Genomic DNA, 6,360 nt, shown 5'->3' with positions numbered 1-6,360 from the left:
AAGCCTTCCAAGGGCGTGGACGTTTGTTTTCAACCGAGGAAGGCTTACCCCATTCGTGGTGTCGGCTTTGTTTGAATGCCTCATTTCCCGCTAATGTGCGATGAACCTTTTTTTATGCCGCTGACTTGTGATGATGTGGCGATTAGAGTGAGATGTATTCGGTGGCGATATACTGTTAACAGCAGATTACGTTCCGGACCTTGTCACGGCACGGAACTACAAGGGTAAAAAGGCCCACGAGGGCAGCAAAACATGAAATTCGTAGATGAAGCAAGTATCACCGTATACGCCGGAAAAGGCGGGAACGGCAGCCTCAGTTTCCGTCGGGAGAAATACGTTGCCAGAGGTGGTCCCGACGGCGGCGACGGGGGTGATGGCGGCAGCGTTATTCTCGAGGGTGATGAGAACCTCAATACCATGGTGGACTACCGTTTCGTGCGCAGCTATCGCGCCGAGAACGGCGAGGGAGGTAAAGGGCGCAATTGCACCGGTAAAAAAGGCGAAGACCTCATACTCAAGGTGCCGGTTGGCACAACGATTCTCGATGAAGATACCGGTGAGATTCTCGGCGATATCCAGAGTAGCGGACAGCAGTTGAAGGTCGCCCAGGGAGGCTATCACGGCCTGGGAAATACCCGCTTCAAGTCCAGTACCAATCGCGCGCCGCGCCAGACCACCCCGGGCACCGAAGGCGAAGTGCGTTCGCTGAAACTCGAGCTAAAAGTGCTGGCGGACGTCGGCCTGCTGGGCCTGCCCAATGCAGGAAAATCAACCTTTATTCGCGCCGTCTCCTCAGCCAAACCAAAAGTGGCGGACTACCCCTTTACCACCTTGGTGCCGAACCTGGGTGTGGTGAAGGTCGAGGCGCATCGCAGCTTCGTCGTCGCGGACATACCCGGACTGATCGAAGGCGCTTCTGAAGGCGCAGGTCTGGGGATTCGCTTTCTAAAGCACCTCACGCGCAACCGTATTCTCCTGCATATTGTTGATATGGCACCCTACGACGGCGTCGAGCCGGCAGATGCCGCGGTGGCGATTGCCGCTGAGCTCGGGCGCTTCAGCCCTACGCTGGCCGAGCGCGAGCGTTGGCTGCTTCTGAACAAGATCGATATGATCGATGCAGAGACACTGGCGGAGCGCAAAGCAGCCGTTCTGGAGGCGTTGGATTGGCAGGGGCCAGTGTATGAAATCTCCGCCATCAGGGGAGAGGGGACCGATGCGCTGTGCGGCGACCTGATGACTTACCTGGAGGAAATGCGTGAGCGCGAGGCCGCCGACCCGGAGCTGGCCGAGGCGGACGTGGCTCTTCAGCATCGGATGCAGGAAGAAGCCAGGCTGCGCATCGCCCAGCTGCGTGCGCAGCATCGACGGGCCCCCGAAGAGGAGGACGGCGCCGACGATGACTGGGATGAGGACGATTACGACGTGGACGTAGAGTACGTGCCCTGAGATGACCGAACGAACGGAAATTACCGCCAGCCGGCGCTGGGTAGTCAAGGTGGGTAGTGCGCTGTTGACCGACGACGGGCGCGGTCTGGATGATGTGGTAATCAATGACCTGGTCAGCCAGCTGGCGCGCTTGCGCGATCAGGGCTGCGAAGTGGTACTGGTTTCCAGTGGGGCCGTTGCCGCCGGCATCGTGCGCCTGGGCATGGCGAGTCGACCACACCTTTTGCACGATCTGCAAGCTGCCGCGGCCGTGGGCCAGTCCGTGTTAGTGCAGAGTTATGAGAATGCGTTCAAGCAGCATGGCATTATCTCCGCCCAGGTGCTGCTCGGTCATGACGACGTGATTGCGCGCGACCGCTACCTCAATGCACGGGGTACGCTAAATACCCTGCTGGCTCTCGGTGTCGTCCCGGTGATCAATGAGAATGACACCGTGGTAACGGACGAAATACGCTTCGGCGATAACGACACCCTGGGCGCCCTGGTCGCCAACCTTATTGACGCAGATGCGCTTCTACTGCTTACAGACCAGCAGGGCCTGTACGAAGCAGATCCAAGGAAGAATCCTGACGCAGCGCTGGTGGAGTCAGCCGATGTGCATGCCCCGGAACTCGATGCCATGGCCGGGGAGGGTGGTAAGCTTGGTCGCGGTGGAATGGTGACCAAGCTGCGTGCGGCGAGATTAGCCGCCCGCTCGGGCACAGAGACGGTTATCGCCAGTGGGCGCGAGGAGCACGTTGTCGCCAGAGTCGCCGCGGGCGACAACATTGGCACCTGGCTGCGCACCGGTAAGCTGCCGCAGAACGCACGCAAACAGTGGCTGGCCAGCATGATCAAGATACAGGGTAGTGTCGAACTGGATGCCGGGGCCGTGCGCGTGCTGCGCGAGTCCGGCCGCAGCCTGTTGCCGGTAGGGGTATGCAGCGTCCAGGGACGCTTTGCTCGTGGCGATATGGTGTCCTGCCGTGACGTAGACGGCAGGGAAGTCGCGCGGGGCCTGGTCAACTACAGCGCCGATGAGACCCGGCGCATCCTGGGCTTGGCGTCTACTGAAATAGAAAGCATTCTGGGATACGCCGGCGATGAAGAACTGATCCACCGGGACAACCTTGTGCTGGTTTGATCCTTCAGAGCGAGGTGATGGGCGTGTTTTGCTGAAGCTGCTTTCCCGGGGCCCAGGCAACGCGTCAGCTCATCCATTTCCCCAGCGGCGTCTTCACCCAGAGTAAGTCCATTAACTTGCGCATCCCCTCCGCACTTTTGGTGCTATAGGGGTAGCCGTTTTGCATCTTGCCGCCAAAGCGGTCAATCACAATAGGCATCTCGTGGCAGTAACCGCGCAGGCCCTTCTTGCCGTTGACCTGCCCCAGGCCAGAGTTCTTCCTGCCGCCAAAAGGTGCCGCTGGAATGCCATAGCTCAGCGCCATGTCGTTGACCGAGCAGGAGCCTGTATCGATAGCTGCAGCGAGGCGATAACCTTTCTCCTTGTCCTGCGTCCAGACATTGCCGTTCAGACCAAATTCAGAATCGTTGGCCAACTGCAGCGCTTCCTCTTCCGAATCTACCTTCTGGATGCAGAGTACCGGTCCGAACGTCTCCAGCACCATGATATCCATGCTGTTGTCCACCTCGGTAATGACCGTGGGTTCATAATAGAGCCCGGCCAGGTCAGGATTACGGCGCCCGCCCATAAGAATGCTCGCTCCCTTCGCCCGGGCGTCCTCCACATGGGCTTCAATGATCGCCATCTGCCGGTCCCAGAACACCGCGCCCACATCTTCATCCCAGCCATGCTGACTCCCCTGGCGTAGAGCCTTGCCCTTTTCCAAAACCAGTTTGAGGAACTCGTCATAGACCTCCTTCACTACGTAAATGCGCTCTGTGCCACAGCAGTAGTGTCCCGTATTCATGCAGGAACCCACCCAGGCGCCATCCGCGGCGCGGTCAAGGTCGGCGTCGGCGCACACAATCATGGCGTCGTTACCGCCCAGTTCCAACGTACAGGGGATCAACTGCTCGGCACTGGCCATTGCCACCTTCCTGCCGGTGGCCACACTACCGGTGAAGGAAACCTTGTCGACACCGCCGCGAACAATCGCGGCGCCTGTTTCGCCGTCTCCCAGTAACACCTGCAGTACGCCCTCGGGCAGGCCTGCTTCGCGGAAGATGTCCTCGGCCAGCTTCGCAGAATAAGGCGTAACCTCCGATCCTTTGGCGACGACGGTGTTACCGGCCAGTACCGCCTGACATGCTTGATTCATAACCAGTACGAAAGGGCCATTCCAGGGGGTGATGAGACCAACAACCCCCAGCGGCTTGTAGACGATACGCAACTGTTTCATTAAGCCAAGCAGGCCGTGAACCTTGCGTTTGTGTGGTTTGAGGAACTTCTCCGCGTTCTTCGCGTAGTAGCAGAGCTGGTCTGCTACCGAAAATATTTCCATGCTCATGGCGTCTGTGCGCGCCTTACCCGTTTCCTCGACCACCGTATCGATGATCTGGTCCTGTTTCGCCAACACGATTTTCAATGCGCGCTCCACGATTGCGGATCGCTCCTTCATACTGGTGGCTGCCCAGGCGGGTTGTGCCGCCCGGGCGCGGTTTATCGCGGCTGCGACATCTTCGCGGCTTGCGCATATCAGTTCACCAGTGGTTTCCAGTGTCACCGGGCTGCGCAATTGCAGATGGCGGCGAGAATCTGTGGATTCAATCGGTTCGTACAGGGACACAGGTCTGCTCCAGGCTGGATAATCAGAACTCCAAGCTAATGGTCGATAGCCGGCGCGTCAATGGCAGCTTCCGCCAGCCGCAAGTGACCTCTGCGCTCATCGACGGACCGCAACGCTATGCGTTGCGGTACCGATTGTGAAATAATCGCGCGTCCGTTAATCAGGTTGCTCCTATTCATGTTGGCGTCACCCACGCTCACCCTGTTCGTTTACTGTCTGGCCATCGCCTGCTTCTCGCTGGTGGGCGGGCTGTTGCCCGGTTGGGTAAAGATGACGCATACACGTACGCAAATGGTGATGAGCCTGGTGTCAGGCCTCATGCTGGGCGTGGCTTTTTACCATCTGCTCCCGCACAGTATTGTGCTTTCCGGGCCTCGCAATGGTATCGATAATGCGGTCTGGTGGGTGATGGTCGGTTTGATCACCATGTTCCTGTTGTTGCGCATGTTTCACTTCCACCAGCACGATTTCAGCAGTGATGAAGAAGGGCATCACGATCACGCTCACCCGCATCACCATGAACCCGCCGCGCACCGCCTCAGTTGGGTGGGGATTGCCCTTGGGCTCGCCCTGCACACGCTGATCGATGGCGTGGCGCTGGGCGCGGTGATGCTGGGTGAGGGCCATGGCCACAGCACCGTGAGCATGGCGGGTTTCGGGGTGTTTCTGGCTATCCTGTTACACAAGCCGCTGGATGCGATGTCCATTACCACCATTATGGAGGCGGGTGGATGGGATAGAACCGCCAGGGCTACCACCAATGTGCTTTTCGCCCTCATGTGTCCGTTGGGCGCGGTTTTGTTCTATTTCGGCGTCGACATGCTGACCTTGTCTCGCGATGCCATTGTTGCCGCGGTGCTGGCGTTTTCTGCCGGCGCTTTTATTTGTATCGCGCTCAGCGACCTGTTACCGGAAGTGCATTTTCACAGCCACGACAGGGGCAAATTGACCCTCGCATTCTTGCTGGGTATTGTCATTGCTTATGCTATTGGCGCGGTAGAGCCCGCGGCAATGCACCACGGGTAGAGGAGGCAGGTAGTGGCCCGAGTGAAACGTTTTATTTATCCGCCAATGTGGCTGGCCTTCGGTATTGTTGCCCAGTTTGTCTGTAATGAGTATGTGCCGGGTTTACGTTTTACCAGTGTGGCGGGGCAGGTGGCCGGTAGTGTTGTTCTGCTGCTGGGCCTGGTCCTGCTGGTATTCGCCGGTGGCCTGTTCAAGCAGGCGGACACCGACATGGTTCCCTTCAAAAACGTCAGCGCTCTGGTGACCACCGGGGTTTATCGGTTTACCCGTAATCCAATGTATCTCGGTATGGCGCTGATTCTGTTGGGTTGTGCGGTGATAGTGGGCGTCGCCACTGCTTTCATCGTGCCCGTGGTGTTTATGCTGATTATCCAGTACCGCTTTATCCTCCCCGAGGAGCAGATGCTGCTGGAGTTGTTTCCTGAAGCGTATCCGGCATATTGCAGCCAGGTGCGTCGCTGGATCTAGCGCACAACTGCATTTGTGCCGAGGTTTGCTCTGCGTTTTCCAGTGTTTCCAGGTTGATCACGTGGGTGTAGCCCAATGAGCGCAGTGCATCGGCAGCGATGCCAGCCCTGCGTCCGCTGCGGCAGTACAGGTAAAGGGGGGTATCCATCCCCGGCTGCAACTTCGCAATGCCTCCCTCGATCTGGTCGTAAGGTATCAGTTCAGCACCTTCCAGGTGGCCCTGGTTAAATTCCTCGGCACTGCGTACGTCGATGAATACGGGAGCCTGAGCCAGACTGACGCCGGTGTAGAACAGGGCTAGCAGGGTAATCAAGGTTTTCATGCGGGGATGCCTCCGGTGAGTTTGGGCAATAATACACGTGAGCTATGCACTGCTCCAGCCGGTGTACTATAGTCTTGGCATTAACAATTGAAGCGAGGTGTGCCTGTGAACCGTCTGTATAAATCTGTGCTTGTTGCCCTTGTTATGGGGCTTTCGTTTTCTGCCTGGGCAGGAGACGAAGAAATATGTATGGACTGCCATGAGCCAGCCGAGGACTGGGAAGGAATGAGCGCCGAGGAGATTTATACCCAGGCCGCTGATACCTCGATCAAGCGTCACGCTGATAATAGTGAGTTCAGCGAGGATGAACTCAAGGCGATGATTGCCAAACTACTCGCAGACTCCTGAGCGGCGGTGTCCCGGCCG

At 58.0% G+C, this 6,360-nt stretch carries 8 protein-coding genes; 5 read left to right on the top strand and 3 right to left on the bottom strand.

What is annotated here, in order from left to right; genetic code table 11:
- Positions 1–252 precede the first annotated feature (252 nt).
- On the top strand, positions 253–1,449 hold the full coding sequence (gene cgtA, locus C0039_RS19370) for an Obg family GTPase CgtA (protein WP_101519016.1): 1,197 nt from the start codon (positions 253–255) through the stop codon (positions 1,447–1,449).
- A 1-nt stretch (position 1,450) separates the two neighbouring features.
- Positions 1,451–2,572 carry a glutamate 5-kinase gene (proB, locus tag C0039_RS19365; RefSeq protein ID WP_101519015.1) on the top strand — a complete coding sequence of 374 codons (1,122 nt, stop codon included), beginning with the start codon at positions 1,451–1,453 and terminating at the stop codon, positions 2,570–2,572.
- A 64-nt stretch (positions 2,573–2,636) separates the two neighbouring features.
- Here the strand turns inward: proB and C0039_RS19360 are convergent, their stop codons facing one another.
- A complete protein-coding gene (locus C0039_RS19360) occupies positions 2,637–4,178 on the bottom strand; it encodes an aldehyde dehydrogenase family protein (protein WP_101519014.1) in 1,542 nt (513 codons plus the stop codon).
- Positions 4,179–4,213: 35 nt separating this feature from the next.
- On the bottom strand, positions 4,214–4,357 hold the full coding sequence (locus C0039_RS21140; RefSeq protein ID WP_165787196.1) for a hypothetical protein: 144 nt from the start codon (positions 4,355–4,357) through the stop codon (positions 4,214–4,216).
- On the opposite strand from C0039_RS21140, the gene C0039_RS19355 reads away from it, so the two are divergent.
- Together C0039_RS19355 and C0039_RS19350 are read left to right on the top strand one after the other, a co-directional pair.
- Complete coding sequence (locus C0039_RS19355) at positions 4,356–5,204, top strand: ZIP family metal transporter (protein WP_075998783.1); 849 nt, start codon at positions 4,356–4,358, stop codon at positions 5,202–5,204. The two genes, C0039_RS21140 and C0039_RS19355, sit on opposite strands and share 2 nt — an antisense overlap.
- 12 nt (positions 5,205–5,216) lie before the next feature.
- Positions 5,217–5,672, top strand: a complete 456-nt coding sequence (locus C0039_RS19350) for a methyltransferase family protein (protein ID WP_133126052.1) — start codon at positions 5,217–5,219, stop codon at positions 5,670–5,672.
- Here C0039_RS19350 and C0039_RS19345 read toward each other — a convergent pair.
- Positions 5,587–5,994, bottom strand: coding sequence for a rhodanese-like domain-containing protein (locus C0039_RS19345; RefSeq protein ID WP_101519011.1), 408 nt, complete (start codon positions 5,992–5,994; stop codon positions 5,587–5,589). The genes C0039_RS19350 and C0039_RS19345 overlap by 86 nt on opposite strands.
- A gap of 105 nt (positions 5,995–6,099) precedes the next feature.
- On the opposite strand from C0039_RS19345, the gene C0039_RS20970 reads away from it, so the two are divergent.
- The gene (locus tag C0039_RS20970; protein ID WP_133126051.1) at positions 6,100–6,342 is read left to right on the top strand and encodes a hypothetical protein; all 243 of its coding nucleotides are present in this window, start codon (positions 6,100–6,102) and stop codon (positions 6,340–6,342) included.
- Positions 6,343–6,360 lie beyond the last annotated feature (18 nt).

Origin of the sequence: Pseudohalioglobus lutimaris, assembly GCF_002866825.1 — a bacterium.
GTDB classification, from domain to species: domain Bacteria; phylum Pseudomonadota; class Gammaproteobacteria; order Pseudomonadales; family Halieaceae; genus Halioglobus; species Halioglobus lutimaris.
This window is presented reverse-complemented; position numbering and strand designations above follow the sequence as displayed.

What these genes read in the sequence shown, in the direction of transcription:
- C0039_RS19355 (WP_075998783.1), top strand. Translation starts at nt 4,356, where the DNA reads ATGTTGGCGTCACCCACGCTCACCCTGTTCGTTTACTGTCTGGCCATC.
- C0039_RS21140 (WP_165787196.1), bottom strand. Translation starts at nt 4,357, where the DNA reads ATGAATAGGAGCAACCTGATTAACGGACGCGCGATTATTTCACAATCG.
- C0039_RS19345 (WP_101519011.1), bottom strand. Translation starts at nt 5,994, where the DNA reads ATGAAAACCTTGATTACCCTGCTAGCCCTGTTCTACACCGGCGTCAGT.
- cgtA (WP_101519016.1), top strand. Translation starts at nt 253, where the DNA reads ATGAAATTCGTAGATGAAGCAAGTATCACCGTATACGCCGGAAAAGGC.
- proB (WP_101519015.1), top strand. Translation starts at nt 1,451, where the DNA reads ATGACCGAACGAACGGAAATTACCGCCAGCCGGCGCTGGGTAGTCAAG.